We start from the raw sequence: 23,284 nt of genomic DNA, 5'->3' as shown, positions 1-23,284 counted from the left end.
GTTTGGTTCATTTCGATGAACAAACACCTGCATATCGGTCCTTAGGCCTTATGGTCGATGATGGGATTACAACAGCTTCACTGTTTGTACGGCTTTTGTTTCTTTTGGAAACTGAAGCACACAAACAGTTTGAGTTCATCCGGGATTAGCCTCCTGGATGAGATGTGCAGAGGTTCGAACGTCAAGGATTAGCTGGTAACAGCTATTCAACTTGAGAGTTTGATCCTGGCTCAGAACGAACGCTGGCGGCAGGCCTAACACATGCAAGTCGAGCGCACTCTTCGGAGTGAGCGGCGGACGGGTTAGTAACGCGTGGGAACGTACCCAGATCTAAGGAATAGCCACTGGAAACGGTGAGTAATACCTTATACGCCCTTCGGGGGAAAGATTTATCGGATTTGGATCGGCCCGCGTTAGATTAGATAGTTGGTGGGGTAACGGCCTACCAAGTCTACGATCTATAGCTGGTTTTAGAGGATGATCAGCAACACTGGGACTGAGACACGGCCCAGACTCCTACGGGAGGCAGCAGTGGGGAATCTTGGACAATGGGCGCAAGCCTGATCCAGCCATGCCGCGTGAGTGATGAAGGCCTTAGGGTCGTAAAGCTCTTTCGCCAGGGATGATAATGACAGTACCTGGTAAAGAAACCCCGGCTAACTCCGTGCCAGCAGCCGCGGTAATACGGAGGGGGTTAGCGTTGTTCGGAATTACTGGGCGTAAAGCGCGCGTAGGCGGGTTGTTAAGTTAGAGGTGAAATCCCGGGGCTCAACCCCGGAACTGCCTTTAATACTGGCAACCTAGAGTTCGAGAGAGGTGAGTGGAATTCCGAGTGTAGAGGTGAAATTCGTAGATATTCGGAGGAACACCAGTGGCGAAGGCGGCTCACTGGCTCGATACTGACGCTGAGGTGCGAAAGTGTGGGGAGCAAACAGGATTAGATACCCTGGTAGTCCACACCGTAAACGATGAATGCCAGTCGTCGGGTAGCATGCTATTCGGTGACACACCTAACGGATTAAGCATTCCGCCTGGGGAGTACGGTCGCAAGATTAAAACTCAAAGGAATTGACGGGGGCCCGCACAAGCGGTGGAGCATGTGGTTTAATTCGAAGCAACGCGCAGAACCTTACCAACCCTTGACATCCTAGGACAACTCCAGAGATGGAGCCTTCCTTCGGGACCTAGTGACAGGTGCTGCATGGCTGTCGTCAGCTCGTGTCGTGAGATGTTCGGTTAAGTCCGGCAACGAGCGCAACCCACATCCTTAGTTGCCAGCAGTTCGGCTGGGCACTCTAGGGAAACTGCCCGTGATAAGCGGGAGGAAGGTGTGGATGACGTCAAGTCCTCATGGCCCTTACGGGTTGGGCTACACACGTGCTACAATGGCAGTGACAATGGGTTAATCCCCAAAAACTGTCTCAGTTCGGATTGGGGTCTGCAACTCGACCCCATGAAGTCGGAATCGCTAGTAATCGCGTAACAGCATGACGCGGTGAATACGTTCCCGGGCCTTGTACACACCGCCCGTCACACCATGGGAGTTGGTTCTACCCGACGGCCGTGCGCTAACCTCTCTGAGGAGGCAGCGGACCACGGTAGGATCAGCGACTGGGGTGAAGTCGTAACAAGGTAGCCGTAGGGGAACCTGCGGCTGGATCACCTCCTTTCTAAGGATGTCCTTGCAGGACTGGCTGAATTGGGAAGCAATTCCTAATCACCGGATCTCGTGGACACTTAGCAACAGATCGGTACCTTTGCCGATCTATATCAAACGGACCAGGCCGTCCCCATATCTCTTCAGGAATACACGTGAGCCGACCGGCTGGCGTGAGAGTTGCCCTTGAGGTTCGACCCTCTCGGCAGATTTGCGTTGCAAATCGCCTGTCGGGCGACGCCGATCCCAACCGGGATCAGCTTGGGTCGGTAGCTCAGGTGGTTAGAGCGCACGCCTGATAAGCGTGAGGTCGGAGGTTCAAGTCCTCCTCGACCCACCACCATCCTTCGGGGTGATAATGGGGCCTTAGCTCAGCTGGGAGAGCGCCTGATTTGCATTCAGGAGGTCAGCGGTTCGATCCCGCTAGGCTCCACCATTACCCTTTCGATTTGATCGTTAAGCACCTCAGTGGTTCTTAACCATCCAATCGGATGACCTTAACTTCTTCGGAAGTTTGACATCGTTTAGAGAGATACAAGTTGTTCCAGAACAGCTCTGCAAAGAGCGGTTTTGAGAATAACAATCAACACTGTTTGATCGCCCTAAGTACGGGGATGATCTCAGCTAGGTCTCCTTCGGGAGAGGCGATATTGACGACTGTTTCCTCGGTTGTCTCCTTCGTATCCCTGCTGAAACGAACAGAGTTGTCCAAGTCAAGTACACTAACCCGCAAGATCGAGAGATCTTGCATTGTTCCTTATCCTCTTCGTGGGGCCGACCGACATCGGCAGCGAAGGTTCCAGGGTAAGGAGCGGGAAAAAGTATGACTTTTGGTTCAGAAACAGGATTGTGCGGCATGCCAGCCAAGCGATCACGAAGGACGTCAGTCTTTCTCTTTCTGGATCAAATCAAGCGCGAGAAGGGCGTTTGGTGGATGCCTTGGCAGTAAGAGGCGATGAAAGACGTGATACTCTGCGATAAGCTTGGGGGAGCCGAGAATAGGCTTTGATCCCAGGATCTCTGAATGGGGGAACCCACCTGACAGTTTGTTATAATAGCCTTCGGGCTGCCTATAACTTACTGAACCAGGTACTTTTGACCTGAATACATAGGGTCTTAAGAGCAAACCCGGGGAACTGAAACATCTAAGTACCCGGAGGAAAGGAAATCAATTGATACTCCGCTAGTAGTGGCGAGCGAACGCGGACCAGCCAAGCCTGATAAGTGAGAAGAACCGTTTGGGAAGACGGGCCATAGTGGGTGACAGCCCCGTATTCGAAGCTTTGAAGGATGTATTAAGTAGGGCGGAACACGTGAAATTCTGTCTGAAGATCGGAGGACCACCTTCGAAGGCTAAGTACTCCTTACTGACCGATAGCGAACCAGTACCGTGAGGGAAAGGTGAAAAGCACCCCGACGAGGGGAGTGAAACAGTACCTGAAACCGAACGCCTACAATCAGTTGGAGGCCCCTTGAGGGCTGACAGCGTACCTTTTGTATAATGGGTCATCGACTTGGTCTATCTAGCAAGCTTAAGCCGTTAGGTGTAGGCGCAGCGAAAGCGAGTCTTAATAGGGCGCATGAGTTAGATGGATCAGACCCGAAACCGAGTGATCTAGGCATGGCCAGGTTGAAGGTGCAGTAACATGCACTGGAGGACCGAACCCACATCTGTTGAAAAAGATCGGGATGAGCTGTGCCTAGGGGTGAAAGGCCAATCAAACTCGGAGATAGCTGGTTCTCTGCGAAATCTATTTAGGTAGAGCGTCACACGAATACCCCGGGGGGTAGAGCACTGGATGGGTAATGGGGCCCCACAGGCTTACTGATCCTAACCAAACTCCGAATACCCGGGAGTACTATGTGGCAGACACACTGCGGATGCTAACGTCCGTAGTGGAGAGGGAAACAACCCTGACCTACGACTAAGGCCCCTAATTCATGGCTAAGTGGGAAAGCAGGTGGGACGACCAAAACAACCAGGAGGTTGGCTTAGAAGCAGCCATCCTTTAAAGATAGCGTAACAGCTCACTGGTCTAAATAAGTTGTCCTGCGGCGAAGATGTAACGGGGCTCAAGCCATGAGCCGAAGTCTAGGGATGCGTAAGCATCGGTAGCAGAGCGTAGTGTGACATAGTTCCTATCCTCTTCTACATCCCTCGGGATGTAGCGCAGGATAAGGAGCTTTCGATGAAGCCGGGGCGTGAGCCATCCGGTGGAGAGATCACTAGTGAGAATGATGACATGAGTAGCGACAAAGAGTGTGAGAGACACTCTCGCCGAAAGTCCAAGGGTTCCTGCTTAAAGCTAATCTGAGCAGGGTAAGCCGGCCCCTAAGCCGAGGGCGAAAGCCGTAGGCGATGGGAACTAGGTTAATATTCCTAGGCCAGGAGGATGTGACGGATCATGAAGGTTGTTCACCCTTATCGGATTGGGTGGGCCGCTGATTGGTTCCTGGAAATAGCCCTCCATGAGACCGTACCCTAAACCAACACAGGTGGACTGGTAGAGCATACCAAGGCGCTTGAGAGAACGATGTTGAAGGAACTCGGCAAAATACCTCCGTAAGTTCGCGAGAAGGAGGCCCAGTTTCTACGCAAGTATTGGCTGGGGGCACAAACCAGGGGGTGGCGACTGTTTACTAAAAACACAGGGCTCTGCGAAGTCGCAAGACGACGTATAGGGTCTGACGCCTGCCCGGTGCCTGAAGGTTAAAAGGAGGGGTGAGAGCTCCGAATTGAAGCCCAGGTAAACGGCGGCCGTAACTATAACGGTCCTAAGGTAGCGAAATTCCTTGTCGGGTAAGTTCCGACCTGCACGAATGGCGTAACGACTTCCCCGCTGTCTCCAACATCGACTCAGCGAAATTGAATTGCCTGTCAAGATGCAGGCTTCCCGCGGTTAGACGGAAAGACCCCGTGCACCTTTACTACAGCTTCACACTGGCATCAGGCCATGCATGTGCAGGATAGGTGGTGGGCTTTGAAACCGACACGCCAGTGTCGGTGGAGCCTCCCTTGAGATACCACCCTTGCATTGCTTGATGTCTAACCGCGGTCCGTTATCCGGATCCGGGACCCTGTGTGGCGGGTAGTTTGACTGGGGCGGTCGCCTCCTAAAGCGTAACGGAGGCGCGCGAAGGTTGGCTCAGAGCGGTCGGAAATCGCTCGTTGAGTGCAATGGCAGAAGCCAGCCTGACTGCGAGACTGACAAGTCGAGCAGAGTCGAAAGACGGCCATAGTGATCCGGTGGTCCCGAGTGGAAGGGCCATCGCTCAACGGATAAAAGGTACGCCGGGGATAACAGGCTGATACTGCCCAAGAGTCCATATCGACGGCAGTGTTTGGCACCTCGATGTCGGCTCATCTCATCCTGGGGCTGGAGCAGGTCCCAAGGGTACGGCTGTTCGCCGTTTAAAGAGGTACGTGAGCTGGGTTTAGAACGTCGTGAGACAGTTCGGTCCCTATCTGCCGTGGGTGTAGGATACTTGAGAGGAGTTGCCCCTAGTACGAGAGGACCGGGGTGAACGATCCACTGGTGGACCTGTTGTTGCGCCAGCAGCAGTGCAGGGTAGCTATGATCGGACAGGATAACCGCTGAAGGCATCTAAGCGGGAAGCCCCCCTCAAAACAAGGTATCCCTGAGGACCGAGGTAGACCACCTCGTCGATAGGCCAGAGATGTAAGTGCGGTAACGCATTCAGTTGACTGGTACTAATGGTCCGATAGGCTTGATTTGATCCAGTAAAAGTAAGACTGGAAATCAAAAGCATACACACTACACAATCAGTGAAATGACTTGGACAACCTAACCGGGGTTTTTCCTCGGTTTGGTGATCATAGCGCGAGTGAAACACCCGGTCCCATCCCGAACCCGGCCGTTAAGCACCGTAGCGCCGATGGTACTGCATCTTAAGGTGTGGGAGAGTAGGTCATCGCCAAACCTAGTAAAAACCCCAAATATCTCTCAATCGATAAAAATCTTCACTAAAACAAGCGTAATGAAGCGCGACATGTCTCTCCATTTTGGGTACCCAGAGTGGCGCATACCAGGCGCGATGTTCGTCTCATCTGGTAAGTTTAAATGTGTTGCGCGCGGTAGCGGTATGTGATGCATGCTCCTATCGTTCCGGACTTGATGCCCGCGTACGATTTTCCAAGAGAGAACGGATGGTACGGCGCTCTGCGTGAGTGCTTTACACCTGTGTCTTGTAGCGGGGACGCCGAGCGCATGAGCGTCGCTACTCTACGCCAATTGAAGACCAGCAATTGACCCGCTGCCCCCCCTCAATGACCAGCCGCTACAACTGCTCCCAAATCCGTTGACCCACAGGGCCCAACACCTGACCGGCACGTTTGGTTAGGCAAATTGGCAGAGACAGATCTCCAAGTGTTGGCAGGCACACTAAGGCGCCCTGCGCAATTTCCGCTTCCACCATATGATCGGGCAATCGTCCCCATCCTAAGCCGGCCAATAACAGGTCTTTTTTGGTGGGCATGTCATTTACGAACCATTTGGGGGCCGCTTCCAACAAGCCCGTGTTTGGCGCTTTCTCGTCACTGGATTTGGCCACCACCTGTGGGTAACGTTCCAAATCTGCTTTGCTGACGTCCTCAGGTTTCATGCCAAACAACTCCGGCGACGCCACCAGCGGAAAGCTCATGTCAGAGATCTGACGATAGTCGATAAACGGGCTGCGCGCTGGCGCGCCCAAGATCGCCATGTCGACTTTCTCAGCCATCAACAGCCGTTCACCTGAAGCTGTCTCAATCTCCAAATGCAACGTGGTGGAAGGAAACGCCTGTTTGACCTCTTTCAACATCTTGGCCAAGCGCGGGATCGGGAAATTGCTGCTTACGCCGAGGCGAAGATCGGTCTCCACCTCACCTTTCAGGTCACGGACAAACGCCTCAAACTGGTGCGCTTGCTCCAACAAGTGGCGGATCCGGGCAATCAAAGCTTTGCCATCACGCGTCAAGGTTGGGCGATAGGTAGATCGGTCAAAGATTTGGACCTGGTACAACTCTTCGACCTGTTTGACCGAATAAGACACAGCGGACCGCGCCTTGTTCAGCTTTTCACTGGCAAGTTGAAAGCTGCCCATGTCGCAAATCGTGGCGACAACGTTGAGATGGTCGAGATTGGTCATGTCTAACTATTAGACCATCTTGATCAAAAGCCTATGCTTTTTCTTGACGTAGTGCGGATCTATTCCATGGGCAGACACTCCATACGCGGACCTTGCCCATGACTCGCACAGACATCTCTGCCGACTTCCCATTTGCCGCACGCTTTGTGCAGGTGAAGGGCAGCAAAATGCACTACGTGGACGAAGGGTCCGGCGATCCCATTCTGTTCATTCATGGCAACCCAACCTCGTCTTACACCTGGCGCAATATCTTGCCGCATGTGACTCCGCATGCTCGCGCCATCGCGGTGGATCTGATTGGCTTTGGCAAATCCGACAAGCCAGACATCGCTTACGGCTTTGACGACAGCTACGCCTACCTCGAAGCCTTCATCGAAGCGCTGGAGCTGCACAATATCACTCTTGTGGTGCAGGATTGGGGATCCGGTTTGGGGTTCCACTTTGCGAATCGCCACCGCGACAAGATCAAGGGCATTGTTTTTATGGAGGCCATGCACCGTGAAATTGAGTTTCACGCCATGGCAACCGCCGACAAAATGCTCATGCGTTTGATCCGCGCCCCTCTTGCCAGCTGGCTGATGCTTGGCGTGATGAACAGTTTTGTGAAACAGATGTTGCCCGATTGGATCAAGCGCGTTCTGAGCAAGCAGGAAATGGCGGCCTATCTCGCACCTTTTCCTACCGTCAAAAGCCGCAAACCGATTTATGTTTTTCCTCGCGACGTACCGGTGTTGGGCAAACCCGAACATGTTGCCCGCGCGGTGGCGGACTATTCCAATTGGCTCACACAAACGCCACTTCCCAAGCTCTTCTTTCATGCGAATCCAGGCGTTCTGATCCGGCAGAAAGACGTGGTCTGGATCAAGCAGAACATGCCCAATCTGACCAGCGTTGATTTGGGGGAGGGCCTGCACTTCCTGCAAGAAGATTACCCGCATGAAATCGGCCGGGCACTGGCGGAGTGGTATTTGCAATTGCCCACCACCACCCAATCAGAAGGAGCCCAGCATGCCGTTTAATTTCCCTTCTGCGACCCCACACGGCGACATTTGTGAGATTTTTCCTGACGTGTTTCATGTGACTGGCAGTGTCGACATGGTGCCGGGCATGCGGATCAGCCGCGCCATGACCATTCTGCGCGACGGTGATGCACTGACACTGGTCAGCCCCATCCGTCTGTCAGACGCAGGGTTGGCGCAATTGGATGCGCTTGGTCGGGTTGAGAGTATCGTCAAACTTGGTGGCTATCATCTTGGCGCTCAAAACGGGCTGGACGATCCGTTTTATGTCGACCGCTATCAAGCCACGCTCTGGGCGCTGGAAGGCATGGAACACAAAGGCGGGTTGACCACCGACCGGGTGTTGCGGGCCGGAGAGAAGATGCCAGCCAGAGACCTGTCGCTGTTCACCTATGACACATCCACCCGTCCAGAAGGCATGTTTCTGCTGGCCCGTGAAGGCGGCATCTTGATCACCGCCGACAGTCTACAAAACTGGGTCAAACCGGATGTATTCTTCAGCAAAATTGCCGCCGAACGCATGGGCCAGGCTGGGTTCTTTAAGCCCGCCAACGTGGGTCCAGAATGGCTGCGCTTCTGTACCCCAGATGCAAGCGAATTTGAGCGGGTGGCGGCGCTGACCTTCCAACACCTGCTGCCCTCACATGGCACGCCGTTACTGCACCACGCCAAAGAAGCGTTGCTCAAAACCTTTTCAAATACCTTCGGGTAATCCACCCAACCTCCTAGGAGCACTCCCATGAAAGTTCTTCTTATTGGCGCGTCCGGCATGATCGGCCGCGCGCTGGCGCACGCCTTGTCTTCTGACCATGACGTTATCACCGCCTCCCGCTCATCCGGCGATTTTCAAGTCGATGTGGCTAACCCGGACAGCCTGCGCGCGTTGTTTGCACAGACCGGTCCGTTGGATGCCATCATCAGCACGGCGGGTGACGGTGTGATGGCCCCTCTGGCCACAATGAGTGACGATGACCTCAACCGCACGCTGGACACTCAGATGAAAGGCCAGATCAACGTGCTGCGCCTCGGGCTAAATGCGGTCACTCCTGGAGGATCAATCACCCTGACCTCCGGTGTTGCGGCGCAAAACCCCATGCCATCCACCAGCGCGATTGCCGCCTCCTGCGCCGCGCTTGAAGCCTTCACCCGAACCGCCGCCACAGAAGTGGACACCATCCGCCTGAACGTGGTCTCTCCCATTTTTGTCAAAGAAAGCATGGCGCTGTTTGGCCTGCCCACCGATGGCGGCCTGTCCGCTGCGGACACAGCCAAAAGCTACCTCGCCGCAATCACCGGCGACCTGCATGGCCAAATCCTGTCCACGCCTGACTTTGCCTAACCCCCACAAAGGTAAACCAAAATGAAATTCTCGATGCTCAAACCCTTCGCCACCGCGCTTGCGTTCATGACGGCAACTGCAAGCCACGCATCTGACGTCACAACACCAGGGATCGACCAACTGATCGGCACTTGGTTTGTTGAAGTCACCGGTGTGCTGCCAGACGGTGGTGCCTATCAGAACATCATGAACGTCGATGCGGGCGGCACCGCCGATATCGTGGGCGGTTGGATGTTTGGCGCAGCGGGCATGAAATTTACGGACAGCCCGGCCAGCGTCACAAAGGTCGATGGCAACCGTTTTGAAATCCAGATGTTTGCCTTTCTTGCGGACATCGAAAGCGGGGCACCCAAAGGCCTAAACGTCACCGTCTACCGTGGCGAGCTAGCGCAAACTGCCGCAACATTCACGGCTGAAGCGGATCTTTATTACCTGCCTTGCTCGATCGAATATTGCCCTGCGCCGAACGTGGCGGATCTCGGCGCTCCCGCAACAGTTGCTCAGGTCGCCGGCACCCGGCTCGCGTCGCCGGCAGTCGTGGATAACTCAGCGTCGTAGCCACTAGCCGACCCGGCAACTCCAGATGTTTTGTCGGGTCAACGCTTCACTTGCCTTCCTTTAGATGCTGAATGAACAACCGGAGCGGCGTCATGCGGCGATATTCCCGTGGGAAGTAAAGATGGATTCCCGGCAACGGCGCCTGGTATTCCGTCAGCACTTCAACCAACTCCCCTGTCTCGATCGCCTCCAAACAATACTCACGAAACCCATAGGCCAGCCCCTGACCGCGGCGCGCCATGTCCACCGTGACCGGCAGTGAATTGGCAATCAGATTGCCCCGCACCCTGACCGGATACGCGCCATCTTCCCCGCGAAATGTCCAAGGGGCAATCTGTCCGGAACTGTGAAAGCGGTATTGCAGGCAGTTGTGGTCCAGCAGGTCCGATGGTGTTTTTGGTATGCCGTGTGTTTCGAGATAAGTCGGGCTGGCCACGACGGTTGCCAAGAGTGGGGCGCTCAGCGCTATCGCCACCATATCCTGCGCGACCATCCCTCCCAATCGAAAGCCAGCGTGAAACTCTTCATCGAGTATGTCTGACAGTGCATCCGTGAGCGAAATCTCCAATTCGATCTCAGGGTATCTGCTTTGAAACTCCGCGAGTTTGTTCTCGATCAGCAGAAAATAGGCAAACTCCGGAACGGCAAGTTTCAGAGCCCCGCGCGCACTCTGGCCGGCTGTTTGAGCGCTGTTAAGCCCCTCACCAAGTTGATCAAAGGCCGGTCCGGTGTTGCGGGCCAATGCGCGGCCCGCATCCGTCATGCTGATGGAGCGGGTGGTCCGGATGAACAGCGTTGTGTCCAGCAAGGTTTCCAGGTTCTTCAATTGATGACTGACTGTGGACGGCTTGACGCCTAGCGCAGTCGCGGCGCCACGCAGACTGCCCTCGCGCACAATCGCATCAAACACTTCCAGGGTTGCAAGTGGCAGCCTCATTGGTGATCTCCATTCATCATAGAGGTAAAAATTGAGGGAATTGAGCCTTCCGATGGGCGTAAAGTACCCTTTCCCAACAGGAAAGCAAAAGCTGATCCACAGCGGGGGCCCCATCGTGTGACCCCTCCGTGCCGTTCAGAAAGGAAGAGTTCATAATGAAAGCGCTGATCATCGTCACCAATCACACCGAATTCGGAGACGCCAAGACTGCGCCCACTGGGCTTTGGTTGTCGGAACTCACTCATTTCTATGACGTGTTCGAAAAAGCTGGCGTTCAGATGGAAATCGTCAGTCCAAAGGGTGGAAAGATCACCATTGACCAGCGCAGCCTAGGTTTCTTCGTTGTGGACCGAGCCACCAAGAGGCGGCACCAGGATCCAGCATTTATGGCTTTGCTGGACAACACAAAATCCATCACACAGGTCCGCTGGGATGACTATGACGTGGTTTATTTTGCCGGAGGTCATGGCGCGATGTGGGACTTCGCTGAGGATGCCGCGCTGCATGCCCACACCGCTGCGTTTTATGAATCTGGAAAGGTGGTTTCTGCGGTCTGTCACGGCGTCGCCGCCCTGCAAAATGTCAAACTGAGCGATGGATCCTATTTGGTTGCAGGAAAACGGGGCACCGCCTTTGCCTACTTCGATGAAACCATCGCCGGTGTGAAATCACATGTGCCCTACAACCTCGAAAAGCGGCTGAAGCAACGCGGCATGCATTACAGCAAAGCTTTGGTCCCCTTGAAGGGGCACACTGTTGCCGATGGCAGGCTGATCACCGGGCAAAACCCAAACTCCGCAACCGAAACAGCACAAAAAACGCTGGACGCACTCCACGCAGCTTGAGCCCCAAGACACCTCACCAAAAGGAAAGCAACGATGGCCACACAAAAACTTCTTATCCTTGGAGCGACCGGGAACATTGGCCAGTGGTTGGTCAACCTCGCTTTGTAGCAAGGCCACCAAGTGACAGCTTTGGTCCGCTCCAAGGCAAAGCTCGCACCACGGGACAACCTGACAATCATCGAAGGGAGCCCGATGGACGCGGCCATTCTGGAGCAGATCATGCCCAACCATGTTGCCGTGCTGTCCTGTCTTGGTATCCGGCGAGAAAATCAGGCCGACCCATGGTCGCCCATTGTCTCCCCCACGGATCTGACAGAAAAAGCACCACCCATGTGGTTGCTGCTATGAAGCGGCACGGCGTCCGCCGCATCATTGTTGTCAGCGCAGCGGGGGGCGGTGACAGTCGCGAAGTGTCCGCTCCGGAAATCATGGACATTGTCGATCAAAGCAATGTCGCCGTATCTTTCAACGACCTTGCCAATATGGAAGATGTCTTGCTGCGGAGCGGTCTGGACACGCTTTCATTGCGGCCTGTCACGTTGGTGGACGGAGGTCCCAGCGACAGCGCGCAACGGGTGGAACGCTACGAAGCGACGTTACAGATTTCCAAAGGCAGCGTCGCCTCACTCATGCTTGAGGCCTTAAAGCGTCCAGTGCCGTTCGCACACAAAACTGAGATCGTCGGCCAGCTCTCCAACACGGGTTAAAATTGGCGCGACGCTCCGCATCGCTTGAGCGCCGCGCAAGACCGAAAGCAGTTTTTTGACAGTATCTTCCGAGAGGCCTTACTGCCTTACGCATTACTCAATTTGCGAAACTTGGAGGGCGAAATACCAAACCAGCCGGCAAATGTGCGACGGAAGCTGTTGACCTCGCTGAACCCAAGATTGAAGGCTACCTCAGCGACGGAAAGATCAGTGCCTGATAGTAGCGTTCTGGCTCGGTCAGTCTGTTCGGCCACGCGGATCTCTTTGAAACTGGTGTTCTCCGCAGAGAGCTGCCGTTGCAGCTTTCTCACGCTAATGCCTTACGTGGATGTCACCGTTTCGATGTCGGCGTGCCCCATGGCGAGTTGCGCGCGCAAGGCATTCTCAACCACCTCTTTGGTGGTTGTGGGCATTTGGTGTGACCGCACAACCCGGATGCTTGCCAAGGTCATCTCAAGCCGCGCGTCGGATGTCCGCAGATTAGGGGTTTAGATGTCTGAAAAAGGGATCGCAATGCTGGCGGCGGATCCACCGACGCGTACCTCGACACTATAGATGAACTGCAGCGCGGTTTCGGTGCCACGATGCATCTCTGGCATCTCCACTCAACTCGGTCGCCATCGGCGTCCGCAGAACTCGCGCACCACGCTTTGCAGTACAAACGGCAGGTCCTGATCGATCAGGTTTGCGCCGGCGGTCCCACCGAGCATGGTGTCAAACCCAAGTACAAAATGGTCTCCAGCCACACGGGTGCGCATAACAGACCCTCTTTGCAGAAACGGCAGGATTTTTTCCGCCCGCGTCAGCGCCACATCCAGTTTCGGCGCTCCGAGCACATAGTCTGCGTAGGCCCCAAAAGCGGCGTAGCTGAAGTCTTGCGTGATATAGGCGCCGATGTGTTTTTCCGAGAGCTTCAAGCTGGCAGCCTGCATGAACTGCGCCTGAAGCCGAAAGGGGATGAACACCGGCGGACCTTCTATGACTGCCCGCGACAGCCCGGCTTCTTTCAGCGCATGTTCGGACACCCGTGGCGAAGCGATTTGGTCAAGCTGAAAAAGCGTGGGGCGAAACGCCAAGGTGCTCTGCAAAACCGTGTCCATGACGGGCAGTTTGTCGTGAAATGATCACTTTTGGAAGTGGCGAGGCCCCCGCTCGAAAATTACCTTCAGCTCAGAGAGACGAACACCCCAAACAGAGAGTTGGAGACCAAAGATGAAACGACGTTCCGCTCTGAAGGTTGTTCTCACAAGCGCCCTGATTGCGGCTCTTTTGGTGCCTGTGATCGCCAGCGCAGACACGGCAATCAACGTGAGTGAAGGGCTGCCAATGGCGGCACGCACCGTACCGGTGCCTGCGGGTGTGTCGCCAGAATTGGCCGAGCTCATCGGCAGCCGTCAGGGTGGGGCGCATGCTGAGGCGCCATCCTCCACCGAGCAATGGCTTGCGTTGCAGGCCGAGTTTGACGCCGTCTCCCTGCAAGGTGTCGCACGTTTGCTTGAGATGACCGGCGCGCAATTCGCCGTCGAGAATGTGGCGGGGGTGACCACCTACCGTGTCACGCCAACCACCATTGATCCCCGGTGGGAAGACACCGCTTTTGTGCACGTACACGGCGGCGCCTTTGTGTTTAATGGGGGCGAGGCCGCCATGGCCGAGGCGATCTGGATGGCGCATGGTTTGGGTGTTGAGGTGGTGTCAGTCGATTACCGCCGCCCACCGCTGCATGCGTTTCCGGCCGCAACAGACGATGTGATCACCGTGTGGCAGCAAGTGATCAAAGACCATGACCCAGCCAAAGTGGCGATGTTTGGCACCTCAGCCGGTGGCAACCTGACGCTGTCGACGGTTTTGCAACTGCGCGACATGGGTGCCCCTTTGCCGGGTGCCATTATGGCGGGCACGCCCGCTGTGGATCTGGCGCAGACGTCGGATAGCTGGATTACCTTGCAGGGCCTTGACCCGCTAGGCGCCCGCGAGGGTGTGATCCAAGGTACGTTTGACCTTTATGCGGACGGCACTGACCTCACTGATCCGCGTCTGTCCCCGATCTACGCCAATCTGGACGATCTGCCGCCGACGGTTCTTCTGACCGGCACACGCGACCTTTTGTTGAGCGACACCGTGCGCATGCACCGCGCCTTGCGTGCGGCAGGAGTTGTCGCCGATCTGCACGTCTATGATGGGCAGTCTCACGGCGACTACATGGCGGGTTTCTTCGTGAACGCGCCGGAGACTCATGACGCGTGGCGTGAGCTCAACACCTTCTTTGATCAGCATCTGGAGTGACCCGACATGACTGTTTTTGCGAAACTCCCGCTTCTGCTGTCTGGCCTTCTGGCCAAACAAATCGCCCACGCAGAGCCTGCGAAAGACTTCACCAAAATGCTTGCAGCGGAGGCCTTTATCGGGCGGATTGACAACAGCAGGAGCCGAGGCGCAGCGGCTGGCGAAACTTGGCACGCGCTGTGCGGTGTCTGAGCAGACTGTTCAGAACGCAATGGACCGGTTGATCTTGGCCAAGGTGGCGCTGCAAGAGGCGCAGGCACACCGCGCATTGGCAGAGCTTGAGCTGGCCTCGACACAGATCCGGGCACCGATTTCGGGCCAAATCGGGCTCGCCCATAAACAGGTGGGAACCTATCTGGACATCGAAAACGGTCAAGCACTGGCACAGATTGTGCACACCGACACGGTCCGTGTTGTGTACGGCATGCCGTATAAATCCCTGATCGCACTGGACCAGTCGACTCCAGAGGGTCTGAGCGTGCTGATGGAGCGATTTCAGATCGACGTGCATTTGCCCGGTGACGCCCAGCCACTGGCACAGGGTGGCCGTGTGCTTTTTTCTGAAAGCGTGCTGGTTGGGGATGAAACCCTGCGTATCTGGGCAGAAATCCCAAATCTTGAGCGTGGCCTCATTCCAGGCTTGAACGTCGACGTCAAAGTCAGCCTGCCAAACTAAACCAGGTCGCGCCCCCGGCGCGCGCCACTTTTCGCTTTCCCCTGGAGCAGTTCCTTGGCCCGGTTCAGCGATCAGGTTCACACTCTGAAATACCTATTCATCGCGGTCGCGGCGATACAGTTGGTGACCGCGGCGTCGGGCACCATCGTCGCGCTCTATTTTGCGCAAACTGGCGCGTCTCAAGAAATTGCGGCGCTGGCACCTGCGGCTTATTCGTTGGGGTTCCTGATCGGCTGTTTCTACATTGCAGGCTGGATCACCAGCATCGGGCATATTCGTGCGTTTTCCGCGGCGGCGGCCATCTGTACCGCAGCCGCTCTGCTATTCTCTGTGATCGACAACGAGCCCACGCTGCTCATCGTGCGCTTGATGACCGGCGTTGCCACCGCAGGCCTGTTCGCCATTGGTGACGCCTGGATCAGCGAAACCGTCGAAGAACACTCGCGCGGTCGTTTGCTTGCCGTGTTTGCCATTATCCTCGGGTTGATGTCGGTTCTCAGTCAGGTTCTCGTCATCGTGACGCCCGACGACCTAAACCAGTCCTTTGTGCTGATGTCCTTGCTCTACTGTCTGGCCATTGTGGTGATCGCCGCCACCCCCAGCACGCCTCCAGAGGGCAAAGAACGCGCAAATGTACGTTTCAAGGCGCTGTTTCAAGACGCGCCCACCGCCGCCATCGGTGCGCTCACCGTCGGCATTGTGTCCACCGTGTTTATGAATGTTGTGCCGTATCGGGCAGCGGTCATTGGCATTGAGGCTGCGGATGTCGCCATTGGCATCGCTGCGATTTACGTCGGACGTATCCTTTTTCTCTATCCGCTTGGGTTTGTGTCCGACCGCATGGATCGGCGTCGTGTCATTGTCGCGACCGCGACAATCGCTACCGGCGTACTTGCAGCTTTTGCCGCCTTTGCCACTGGCGATGGCGTGCGTCATGCCGCCATCGTCGGCACACCGCTCTACATTGCCATGCTTGCCGGATTGGTCCTGTTGGGCGGCTCGATGCTCACTCTCTATTCGCTGCTTTTGGCCCACGCGATGGACCGCACAGTGCCCGTCTACGTCGCGTCCAGCGCCGTCACCATGCTGTTTGTCTTCACCATTGGCGGCATCGCTGGCCCCCTCATGACCAGTGCGCTTTCAGCTGTGTTTGGCGATGCGGTCATGGGCTGGATGCTTGTGCTTGCGATGGCCGCTTTCGTGCTCTTCACCGCCTTGCGGATCAAAACAGCGGCCCCGGCAGCCAGAGCGGAACAAACCCACTTTAAGCCAACTGAAACCAACAGCCTCAAATCCGCCCCAACCCAGAAACGGTAAGGTAAGAGACAACCATGTCCCCTCGACAAACTTCTCTCGCGCCAAACAAGCCACTCTGCTGATCTGGGTGGTATTTGCTGCCTTGACCTTCGCCGGGGACCTCATCAATGCCCTTCCGGAGGAGGCTGCATCTGGCCGCCTTCATGACTAAAAGACCCAATTGCGCTGGTTGGGCTTAAATAGCGGCAACTCACTGGCGGGTTCTCGTGCGTGACCAATTTAGTAACCGCCAATTCGACCCCTTACTGCCGGGCACGTGAAGGTCCGAATTGGGGCAAAATCCCTTTCGCTCAGCGCTGCGGGGGGATGCTGGAGTTCAGTAATAGAGATGAAATGCGGCGGGAGCGTTCCTGTTGCTTCGCAATTTGCCTCCACCGTGTCGCAATCCCGTATTGACCGATCGCTCTCTCCTCTGGCACACACACGCCATGTTCGGTTCCGGGGAATCCTCCGGAAGCAATAGGGAATGCAGTGCGGCTGTTTTAGCCAACTCTGCAACTGCCCCCGCAACTGTAGGCGGCGAGCACAGCTGATCACGCCACTGGGACATCCCGGGAAGGCCAGCCTCGTGTTTTGACCCGCAAGTCAGGAGACCTGCCGAACACGTGCCCTCTCAAGAGAGGGCTCATCAACGGCGACGGGGTGTGCGCTGGATCTGTGTGTCGCGCGCGATATCCGGTTCCAAGCCATTCCAAGTCACAAGGACCAAATGCGCCGGGGAAGGCGCGACGTGATAAGGACTATTTTTGTGAAAAAACTGCTTTTGGCGGCCACCGCTGCTCTGGCCCTGCCTGTTATGGCACAAGCGCATTTCCTGCTTGAATACACCGAAGACACCATGATCGCGCGTCCCGGCGATGTGCCGGTGAAGCTGATCTTCTGGCACCCACATGATGCCGGTCACGTGATGACCCTGGAAAAGCCGGAAGAGTTCTACATGATCCACAACGGCGAAAAGACCGATCTGATGGACACATTGGAAGAGACCACCTTTGACGGCCCGGACAACAGCGCCAAGGCGTTCATGGGCTCAGTGCCGGTGAAACGTTCCGGGGATTACGTTCTCGTGACCGTGCCTGCGCCTTACTACGAAGAGTCCGAGGACATCTACATTCAGCAGATCACCAAGGCCTATCTGAACCGCAACGAGCTGCCCACCGATTGGGATCAGCCACAGGGTCTCGCCACCGAGATCCTGCCGCTGAACAAACCTTACAACGTGATCGCAGGCGGCACTTTCACTGGCCGCGTGCTGAGCGAAGGCAAACCAGTTGCCGGCGCGGAGATCGAGATTGAGTACATGGCAGCAGAGCCTGACCTGTCCGGCACCGGCGCGAAGGCCACCACCGTCTCTCCGCTGCCCGGCGGTGCAATTGTCGCGATTTCTGATGACAATGGTTACTTCACTTTTGGCGTGCCAAAAGCCGGTTACTGGGGCTTTGCCGCTCTGGGGTCTGGCCCGGCAACCGAGCATGAAGGCAAAGAGCTGAGCCAAGACGCGGTTATCTGGATCCGCGCCTGGGACCTGGAGTAACCCCATATGCACATCGTTGACGGAGCCTTGTCCAACCCTGTTGTAATCGGCGGCGCAGTTGCCGCCGCAGGCGGGATTGCCGTTGGCCTCAAGTCGCTGGACATCGACCGTATCCCCACTGCTGGGGTGTTGTCGGCTAGCTTCTTTGTCGCCTCGCTGATCCACGTGCCAATTGGCCCGTCCTCTGTGCATTTGATCCTCAACGGTCTGGCCGGGCTTCTGCTCGGCTGGGCCGCCTTTCCGGCGCTGTTTGTCGGCTTGTTGCTGCAAGCGGTGTTTTTTGGGTTTGGCGGCCTGACCGTGCTGGGTGTGAACGCCTTCAACATTGCCATGCCCGCGGTTCTGGCCTGGATGATCTTTGGCCGCTTGATTGGCCGCGGCTCTCCGGTGCAAGGCGCGATCTGGGGTGGCCTTGGCGGGGCTTTTGCCATTGCCGCCACGACCCTGTTTGTGGCGGTGTCTCTTGCGTTGACCGGGGATGAGTTCCTGCCCGCCGCCAAACTGGTGTTCTTTGCCCATATTCCTGTCATGGTCATCGAAGCCGTGCTCACTGGCTTTGCCGTGCTTTTGGCGCGTAAGGTCAAACCGGAGTTGTTTTTGAAAGGATCCTCCGCGTGAAACAGCTGATCCTGATTGTGAGCCTGATCTGCACGCCGCTGCCTGCGCTGGCGCACAAAGTGATTGCTGGTGTTTTCCCGGCAGGTGACGCCATCGAAGGTGAGCTTGGCTTCTCCAACGGCGACATGGCTGTGGGCCAGGAGGTCATTGTGTTTGGCCCCGATGGCGCAGAGCTGGGCCGCACAGTCACCGACGAAGACGGGTTCTTCCTTTATACCCCCACCAGCCCAGTGGCGCATACCTTCACCGCTGATATGGGCGCGGGGCATGTCGCCAAAGTCGTCATGCCTGCAGAAGAGGTGGCGGAGATCATGGGCGTGGCGGCGGAATTTGTAGAGACCCCAATGGCCGCCTCTGACGGACCTGTCGAAGGTGCCAACGTGGTCGCCGTCGCGTCCCTGTCTGATGAGGAGCGCCAGATCATTGCCAAAGCGGTGCGCGATGAAATCCGCCCACTGCGCCGCGAGATTGCCGCCTATCGCGAGAAAAATGACATACAGAGCATCCTGGGCGGCATCGGCTATATCGTTGGTCTCTTTGGCTTTGGCTTCTACCTCGCCGCCCGTCGGAAGATGGCCGCCTGATGGCGCACGCGCTGGAACCCAAGGCCAAAACTCTGGCCGAGGCAGGCACCGATGCGCCCTATGGCGTTATCGGCGACCTCGACCCGCGTTTGCGCGTTGTGCTGGCCTGTGTCTTTGCCATTACCACTGTGGCACTTACCACGATCCCGGCGCTGATTGCCGCGCTCGCCACAGCCGTTTCCCTGTTGATGATGTCGCGCCTGCCCATCCGCCGCACGCTCAAGCGTATGGCGATGATGGACAGTTTCATCATCTTTATGTTGGTGCTCTTGCCTTTCACCATGCCGGGTGAACCTATGTTTAGCGTCTTTGGCTTCCCCGCCAGTTGGCAAGGTCTGTGGAAAGCCATCGAGATCGGCCTGACCGCCAACGCGGTGATCCTCACGCTGATGGTGCTGGTCGGCACCATGGAGCCGGTCACGCTTGGCCATGCCTTGCACAAGCTACGCTGCCCTGAGGTGCTGGTGCATCTCTTGATGTTCACCATTCGCTACATTGAAGTGCTGCGGGAAGAATATCTCCGTCTGCGCGGCGCCATGAAAATCCGCGGGTTCCGGCCCGGCACCAATTGGCACACCTACCGCAGCTTTGGCTATCTGGTGGGCATGATGCTGGTACGCGCCATTGAGCGCTCCGAGCGCATTCTGGGCGCGATGAAATGCCGGGGCTTTTCAGGGCAGCTGATCTTGTTACAAGAGTTCCGCATGACCCGCCGCGACCACCGCTTTGCGGTTCTTCTTGGCGGGGTGTGCATCGGCTTGCTGTTTCTGGACCACCTATGACGATCCTCGCGCTTGAAAACATCCACTTTGCCTATCCCGGGCAGCCTCCGGTGCTGGATGGCGCGTCGGTACAGCTCACGGCCGGTCAACGCCTGTCGATTGCCGGTCCCAACGGCGCGGGCAAATCGACCTTGTTTCGCATCGCGCTGGGCCTGCAGCATCCAACCTCCGGCACCGTGACCATCTTTGGCAAAGAGCGTCGGGTGGAGGCAGATTTCCACGAAGTCCGCCGTCGTATTGGTCTGGTGTTTCAGGACCCGGACGATCAGTTGTTTTGCCCCACCGTGGCCGAAGATATCGCCTTTGGCCCGCTCAATTTGGGTCGCACCAAAGGCGAGGCCCTGGCGATTGTCGACAAGGTGCTCACTGATCTGAACCTGATGCACCTGCGCGACCGTATCACGCACAAGCTCTCGGGCGGTGAAAAGCGCCTTGTGACCCTGGCGACTGTGCTTGCCATGGAGCCCGAAGCGCTCCTGCTGGACGAGCCAACCAACGCGCTGGACACAAAAAACGAGGCACGCTTGCTGGAAATCCTGCAAGGCCTCCCGCAAGCCATTTTGTTGGTCAGCCACAACCCCGCGTTCCGCGCCGCATTGGCGCCGGATACGTTGGAGTTGCGCGACGGCAAGCTGGTATAAGCCTCCCGCTATTCCGGCAGAAAATTGTCGAACAAATCCTGAGACTTGGCGACCTGTTCCACCTTGTCGCGTGCCTTGTCGCCAAGCTCTGTCACCACATCCTGAAACATCAGGTTCAGACCAAAGTGTATGCCGGTCGGGAATGGCAGGAACATATGGCCTTCGTTGGGGTAGGGTAGCATCACGTCGCTGAGACTTGAGCCCCAATCACAGAACTCGTCGCAAAACAGGATCACCTTGAAGCCGCGCTCCCGTGCCGCCTTGGCCAGGATTGGCCCGTGATTGCCGTACCGGAACGTATCGATCAGGATCAGCGCCTTGGTCTCGGAATCATCGCCAAACACCTCGGCATAGACCCCGTCGGTGCCATCCAGAAACATCACATTGGAGCGCAGGTACTTTAGCCGCATGGCAAAACCGTTCGCCAGATACTGCATCACCTGAAAACCCACCGCCATGACGCTGTCGGAATGAGCGACATATTGCACTGCATCTTGCCAGCGTTCAGTTTCGCGCAAGTCCAGCGCCGTGCGGATGGCGGCATTGGCGATGGCATGGTCCTGCGTCGCATCGCGGGTCTGGCTGGCCTGTTTGAAGCTTTTGAAGCGGCTGCCGATTCGTGCGGAGGTCGGGCCATAGAGATCACGCCGCGCATCCGCGCGCAGCTCGTTCAAATTGGTAAACCCCAGCTTCTTGAAAAACCGGCTCACCGTCATTGGGCTGACTTGCAGTTTTTCAGCAATTTCGGCGCTGGTTTCCAAGGCCACCGCCTCCGGCCGGCTGCTCAGATAGGTGGCAACCCGTTGTTCCAGCTTGGTAAACGGCTGGTTTGCACTGGCAATTGCCTCCGAAATATTCACGCCCATCCTCAGACCCTTCTGCCCGACGCTGTCCCCAATGGGAGGACTATATCAAAAATAATTGGTATGCACGTACCATAACGGTATTGACTGTTATGGCAATACCATAGAGGTTCAGAACACTTGCCGTTGGGGAAAACCCTCAACGAGACACGACCCTTTGGTCACAGAAATCGTTCTGGGGAGGACAGCGAAGATGAAAAATTCACAATGGTTCCAGGTGGTTGGCGCGGCTGCCGTCACAGTTGGCATGGCGATGAACGCGCCTGCGGCACTTGCGGAAGGCGATGCCGATCTGCTGGTTGTGGCCAAAGCGGCGGATCCGCAAACGCTCGATCCAGCGCAAACCATGGATAACAATGATTGGACCGTAACATATCCGCTGTACCAACGGCTGGTGCGCTATGACGTGTCCGAGGACGGCAAAGGCCTGACCTCCGTGGTTGGCGAATTGGCCAGCAATTGGTCGGCGTCTGACGATGGCACGGTCTGGACTTTTGATTTGGCTTCCGGCAACGCGTTCAGCGATGGCGCTGCCGTGGACGCAGCTGCAGTGGAATACTCCTTCAACCGCCTGATGGATCTGGGCCGCGGCCCATCTGAAGCTTTCCCGGGTGGCATGAAAGTTGAAGCGACCGGCGACATGCAGGTGACCTTCACATTGGAGCAGCCTTTTGCGCCGTTCCTCTACACCTTGGCCAACAATGGCGCCGGGATTGTAAACCCAGCGGTTGAAGGCAAAGGTGGCGATCACGGCACCGAATGGCTATCCGCCAATTCCGCTGGGTCCGGCGCCTACATGCTGACCGGTTGGGAGCGCGGCCAAAACCTCGTGCTGGAGCCAAATCCGAACTACGGTGGTTCCACGCCTGAGATCGAAAAAATCCGCGTCGACATCATCGCAGAAGCTTCGGCCCGTCGCCTGAAGCTCGAAGCCGGTGACGTTCACATCGCCGAAAGCCTGCCGGTGGACCAGCTGGACGCATTGGGCGGCACCGATGGGGTTGAGGTACAGAACTATCCAAGCCTGAAGGTGACCTATCTTTACCTGAATAACAAAGTGGCCCCGCTGGACAATGTTGACGTGCGTCGCGCGATTTCCGCAGCGGTGGACTATCAGGGCATCATCGACGGCATTCTGGACGGCAACGGCGTACAAATGCACGGCCCTATTCCAGAAGGCATGTGGGGCCAGAACAAAAACGCGACCCAGTATTCATATGATCTGGCGTCTGCGAAGAAGGCCCTCGACGTGGCTGGCGGTGCAAGCGAGGAAATCACCTTCCTCTATTCCGACCGGGACCCACTGTGGGAGCCAATCGCCATCGCAACCCAGGCGTATCTGTCCCAACTGGGCCTGAACGTGAAGCTGGAAAAGCTGGCCAACGCCACCATGCGCGAGCGCTTTGACACCGGCGAATTTGGCATCGCAACCGGCAACTGGAGCCCGGACTTTGCGGACCCTTACATGTTCACCAACTATTGGTTTGACAGCAAACGCCATGGTCTGGCGGGCAACCGCAGCTGGTACTCCAACGACAAGGTTGATGGTCTGCTGCAACAGGCTGTGGTCAGCTCCGATCAGGCAGAGCGCACCGCGCTGTATGGTGAGCTTCAGGAGATCGTGACGGATGAGGCCGCCTACGTCTATCTGTTCCAGAAAGACTACCGCATCGCCGTGCGGGACGATGTCGAAGGCTTTGTCTTCAACCCGATGCTCGAAGACATCTTCAACTTCGGTGACATGTCGCTCTCCGACTAAGCCTTAAGCAAACG

General features: G+C 56.5%; 22 protein-coding genes, 2 tRNA genes, 3 rRNA genes and 1 riboswitch. Of the genes, 22 read left to right on the top strand and 5 right to left on the bottom strand.

The features are described 5' to 3' along the window. Positions 1-207: 207 nt before the first annotated feature. From SIB92_RS14020 to rrf, 5 genes are all read left to right on the top strand, one after another. Positions 208-1,670, top strand: a 16S ribosomal RNA gene (locus SIB92_RS14020). Positions 1,671-1,920: 250 nt separating this feature from the next. Beyond that, positions 1,921-1,997 (top strand) — tRNA-Ile (locus SIB92_RS14015). Between the two features lie 20 nt (positions 1,998-2,017). Then, positions 2,018-2,093: transfer RNA gene (locus SIB92_RS14010), tRNA-Ala, on the top strand. 470 nt (positions 2,094-2,563) lie between these two features. Continuing rightward, a 23S ribosomal RNA gene (locus tag SIB92_RS14005) occupies positions 2,564-5,394 on the top strand. A gap of 90 nt (positions 5,395-5,484) precedes the next feature. Next, positions 5,485-5,599: ribosomal RNA gene (rrf, locus tag SIB92_RS14000) — 5S ribosomal RNA — on the top strand. Together the 16S, 23S and 5S rRNA genes with 2 tRNA genes alongside form the textbook arrangement of a ribosomal RNA operon. Positions 5,600-5,956: 357 nt before the next feature. Here the strand turns inward: rrf and SIB92_RS13995 are convergent. Next, positions 5,957-6,805: a LysR family transcriptional regulator gene (locus tag SIB92_RS13995; protein ID WP_412552626.1), complete on the bottom strand. Its 849-nt coding sequence runs from the start codon at positions 6,803-6,805 to the stop codon at positions 5,957-5,959. A gap of 98 nt (positions 6,806-6,903) precedes the next feature. On the opposite strand from SIB92_RS13995, the gene SIB92_RS13990 reads away from it, so the two are divergent. From SIB92_RS13990 to SIB92_RS13975, 4 genes are read left to right on the top strand one after another with little or no spacing between them, the layout of a single operon-like run. Then, positions 6,904-7,824, top strand: a complete 921-nt coding sequence (locus SIB92_RS13990; protein WP_412552625.1) for a haloalkane dehalogenase — start codon at positions 6,904-6,906, stop codon at positions 7,822-7,824. Further along, the gene (locus tag SIB92_RS13985; RefSeq protein ID WP_412552624.1) at positions 7,814-8,536 is read left to right on the top strand and encodes a hypothetical protein; all 723 of its coding nucleotides are present in this window, start codon (positions 7,814-7,816) and stop codon (positions 8,534-8,536) included. The genes SIB92_RS13990 and SIB92_RS13985 overlap by 11 nt, the downstream gene beginning before the upstream one ends. A 27-nt stretch (positions 8,537-8,563) precedes the next feature. Further along, on the top strand, positions 8,564-9,163 hold the full coding sequence (locus SIB92_RS13980) for a short chain dehydrogenase (RefSeq protein ID WP_412552623.1): 600 nt from the start codon (positions 8,564-8,566) through the stop codon (positions 9,161-9,163). Between the two features lie 21 nt (positions 9,164-9,184). Further along, positions 9,185-9,721: a hypothetical protein gene (locus tag SIB92_RS13975; RefSeq protein ID WP_412552622.1), complete on the top strand. Its 537-nt coding sequence runs from the start codon at positions 9,185-9,187 to the stop codon at positions 9,719-9,721. 46 nt (positions 9,722-9,767) lie between these two features. Here SIB92_RS13975 and SIB92_RS13970 read toward each other — a convergent pair whose 3' ends face one another. Beyond that, a complete protein-coding gene (locus SIB92_RS13970) occupies positions 9,768-10,631 on the bottom strand; it encodes a LysR family transcriptional regulator (RefSeq protein WP_412552621.1) in 864 nt (287 codons plus the stop codon). Positions 10,632-10,813: 182 nt separating this feature from the next. Here SIB92_RS13970 and SIB92_RS13965 point away from each other — a divergent pair, with 182 nt between their 5' ends. The 3 genes from SIB92_RS13965 to SIB92_RS13955 all read left to right on the top strand — a co-directional run bounded on the left by SIB92_RS13965 (position 10,814) and on the right by SIB92_RS13955 (position 12,210). Beyond that, positions 10,814-11,503: a type 1 glutamine amidotransferase domain-containing protein gene (locus SIB92_RS13965; RefSeq protein WP_412552620.1), complete on the top strand. Its 690-nt coding sequence runs from the start codon at positions 10,814-10,816 to the stop codon at positions 11,501-11,503. Between the two features lie 120 nt (positions 11,504-11,623). Continuing rightward, on the top strand, positions 11,624-11,851 hold the full coding sequence (locus tag SIB92_RS13960) for a hypothetical protein (protein WP_412552619.1): 228 nt from the start codon (positions 11,624-11,626) through the stop codon (positions 11,849-11,851). Next, positions 11,848-12,210, top strand: a complete 363-nt coding sequence (locus SIB92_RS13955; protein ID WP_412552618.1) for an NAD(P)H-binding protein — start codon at positions 11,848-11,850, stop codon at positions 12,208-12,210. Before SIB92_RS13960 ends, SIB92_RS13955 begins: the two co-directional genes overlap by 4 nt. Before the next feature lie 86 nt (positions 12,211-12,296). Here the strand turns inward: SIB92_RS13955 and SIB92_RS13950 are convergent, their stop codons facing one another. Then, positions 12,297-12,521 carry a helix-turn-helix domain-containing protein gene (locus tag SIB92_RS13950; RefSeq protein WP_412552617.1) on the bottom strand — a complete coding sequence of 75 codons (225 nt, stop codon included), beginning with the start codon at positions 12,519-12,521 and terminating at the stop codon, positions 12,297-12,299. A gap of 294 nt (positions 12,522-12,815) precedes the next feature. Then, entirely contained in the window at positions 12,816-13,310 is a 495-nt protein-coding gene (locus SIB92_RS13945; RefSeq protein WP_412552616.1) for an AraC family transcriptional regulator ligand-binding domain-containing protein, read from the bottom strand. A gap of 112 nt (positions 13,311-13,422) precedes the next feature. Between SIB92_RS13945 and SIB92_RS13940 the strand changes: the two genes are divergently transcribed. The 9 genes from SIB92_RS13940 to SIB92_RS13900 all read left to right on the top strand — a co-directional run bounded on the left by SIB92_RS13940 (position 13,423) and on the right by SIB92_RS13900 (position 20,648). Next, positions 13,423-14,496, top strand: coding sequence for an alpha/beta hydrolase (locus SIB92_RS13940; RefSeq protein ID WP_412552615.1), 1,074 nt, complete (start codon positions 13,423-13,425; stop codon positions 14,494-14,496). 6 nt (positions 14,497-14,502) lie between these two features. Then, positions 14,503-14,688, top strand: coding sequence for a hypothetical protein (locus SIB92_RS13935; protein WP_412552614.1), 186 nt, complete (start codon positions 14,503-14,505; stop codon positions 14,686-14,688). Beyond that, entirely contained in the window at positions 14,681-15,172 is a 492-nt protein-coding gene (locus tag SIB92_RS13930) for an HlyD family efflux transporter periplasmic adaptor subunit (protein ID WP_412552613.1), read from the top strand. Before SIB92_RS13935 ends, SIB92_RS13930 begins: the two co-directional genes overlap by 8 nt. Before the next feature lie 54 nt (positions 15,173-15,226). Next, complete coding sequence (locus SIB92_RS13925; RefSeq protein WP_412552612.1) at positions 15,227-16,489, top strand: MFS transporter; 1,263 nt, start codon at positions 15,227-15,229, stop codon at positions 16,487-16,489. A 416-nt stretch (positions 16,490-16,905) separates the two neighbouring features. Continuing rightward, positions 16,906-17,106, top strand: a riboswitch (cobalamin riboswitch). 131 nt (positions 17,107-17,237) lie between these two features. Further along, positions 17,238-18,023 (top strand): DUF4198 domain-containing protein, encoded by a 786-nt coding sequence (locus SIB92_RS13920; protein WP_412552611.1) that lies wholly within the window; start codon positions 17,238-17,240, stop codon positions 18,021-18,023. A gap of 6 nt (positions 18,024-18,029) precedes the next feature. Then, positions 18,030-18,641: a cobalt transporter CbiM gene (gene cbiM, locus SIB92_RS13915; RefSeq protein WP_412552610.1), complete on the top strand. Its 612-nt coding sequence runs from the start codon at positions 18,030-18,032 to the stop codon at positions 18,639-18,641. Continuing rightward, positions 18,638-19,225, top strand: a complete 588-nt coding sequence (locus tag SIB92_RS13910; protein WP_412552609.1) for a cobalt ABC transporter permease — start codon at positions 18,638-18,640, stop codon at positions 19,223-19,225. Before cbiM ends, SIB92_RS13910 begins: the two co-directional genes overlap by 4 nt. Continuing rightward, entirely contained in the window at positions 19,225-20,007 is a 783-nt protein-coding gene (cbiQ, locus tag SIB92_RS13905; RefSeq protein WP_412552608.1) for a cobalt ECF transporter T component CbiQ, read from the top strand. Before SIB92_RS13910 ends, cbiQ begins: the two co-directional genes overlap by 1 nt. Further along, positions 20,004-20,648 (top strand): energy-coupling factor ABC transporter ATP-binding protein, encoded by a 645-nt coding sequence (locus SIB92_RS13900; protein ID WP_412552607.1) that lies wholly within the window; start codon positions 20,004-20,006, stop codon positions 20,646-20,648. Before cbiQ ends, SIB92_RS13900 begins: the two co-directional genes overlap by 4 nt. Positions 20,649-20,656: 8 nt before the next feature. Here SIB92_RS13900 and SIB92_RS13895 read toward each other — a convergent pair whose 3' ends face one another. Beyond that, a complete protein-coding gene (locus SIB92_RS13895; protein ID WP_412552606.1) occupies positions 20,657-21,514 on the bottom strand; it encodes a MurR/RpiR family transcriptional regulator in 858 nt (285 codons plus the stop codon). A gap of 190 nt (positions 21,515-21,704) precedes the next feature. Here SIB92_RS13895 and SIB92_RS13890 point away from each other — a divergent pair, with 190 nt between their 5' ends. Further along, positions 21,705-23,270 carry an ABC transporter substrate-binding protein gene (locus tag SIB92_RS13890; protein ID WP_412552605.1) on the top strand — a complete coding sequence of 522 codons (1,566 nt, stop codon included), beginning with the start codon at positions 21,705-21,707 and terminating at the stop codon, positions 23,268-23,270. Positions 23,271-23,284: the final 14 nt, after the last annotated feature.

This window comes from Shimia sp. MIT1388 (assembly GCF_047124445.1).
In the GTDB taxonomy this organism is placed as follows: Bacteria; Pseudomonadota; Alphaproteobacteria; order Rhodobacterales; family Rhodobacteraceae; genus Shimia.
This window is presented reverse-complemented; position numbering and strand designations above follow the sequence as displayed.